This is a genomic window from Nonomuraea deserti, from assembly GCF_004348685.1.
Taxonomy (GTDB): Bacteria; Actinomycetota; Actinomycetes; order Streptosporangiales; family Streptosporangiaceae; genus Nonomuraea; species Nonomuraea deserti.
Window position 1 is genome coordinate 1 of record NZ_SMKO01000411.1, and the last position, 1296, is coordinate 1296.

Genomic DNA, 1296 nt, shown 5'->3' on the forward strand with positions numbered 1-1296 from the left:
CGTCGTGAAATGAAGACGGCCATCGCGTGATCCTTCGAGTAGCAAAGATCAAGATTCGAAGGAGATCCAGGCGATGGCCGCAGACAACAGTGTGACGCCCGCGCAGTGGCTGGCGAAGCAGATCGAGACCGACGACCCTGACATGTTGCGATCCATGGTGAAGACCATGGCCGAGACGTTGATGTCGGCCGAGGCCGACAACTTGTGCGGAGCCGGCTACGGCCAGCGCAGCGACGAGCGGACCAACCGGCGCAACGGCTACCGCACCCGCGACTGGGACACCCGCGCGGGATCGATCGAACTGGCCATCCCGAAACTCAGGTCGGGCTCGTACTTCCCGGACTGGCTGCTGGAGCGACGCCGCCGGGCCGAGCAGGCGCTCATCAGCGTCGTGGCCACCAGCTACCTGCTGGGCGTCTCGACCCGGCGCGTCGACAAGCTGATCGAGCAGCTCGGCATCAAGCACATCTCCAAAAGCCAGGTTTCGCAGATGGCCAAGACGCTGGATGAGCAGGTCGAAGCGTTCCGCACCCGCGCGCTCGATGCCGGCCCCTACACCTTCGTCTGGCTGGACGCGCTCACCCAGAAGGTGCGCGAGGGCGGGCGCATCGTCAACGTGCACGTGCTGGTGGCCACTGGCGTCAACGCCGACGGCCGACGCGAGATCCTCGGCCTGGAGGTCACCTCGGCTGAAGACGGAGCGGGCTGGCTGGCCTTCCTGCGCGGCCTGGTCGCGCGAGGCCTGTCCGGCGTGCAACTGGTGATCTCCGACTGCCACGCCGGGCTGGTGGCCGCGATCGGTGCCACCCTGGCCGGCGCGTCCTGGCAAAGATGCCGCAGCCACTACCTCAGGAACCTGCTGACCTGCGTCAACAAGTCCGCGCAGCCGTTCGTGGCCACCCTGGTCCGCACCATCTTCGACCAACCCGACAGCGCCTCGGTGCACGCCCAGCACGCCTGGGTCGTGCAAACCCTGGAGGCCAAGCATCCGGCCGCCGCCGAGCATCTGGACGCCGCACGGGACGATCTGATCGCCTTCGCCGCCTTCCCCCGCGAGATCTGGCCGCAGATCTGGTCGAATAACCCGCAGGAGCGGCTGAACAAGGAGATCCGCCGCCGCACCGACGTGGTCGGCATCTTCCCCGACCGGCCCTCGATCATCCGCCTCGTCGGCGCCGTGCTGGCTGAACAGACCGACGAATGGGTCGAAGCCCGCCGCTATATGGGCCTGGACATCCTGGCCAAAGCCCGCGTCCGGCTCATCGCCGGCGACACACCGTCCCCGAATCCGATCCC

General features: G+C 67.2%; 1 protein-coding gene. It reads left to right on the top strand.

Features of this window, described 5'->3' with window-relative positions:
* Positions 1-73 precede the first annotated feature (73 nt).
* Positions 74-1296 (top strand): IS256 family transposase (locus tag E1292_RS50400; RefSeq protein ID WP_132606876.1); only part of this gene is annotated, 1223 nt, incomplete at its 3' end.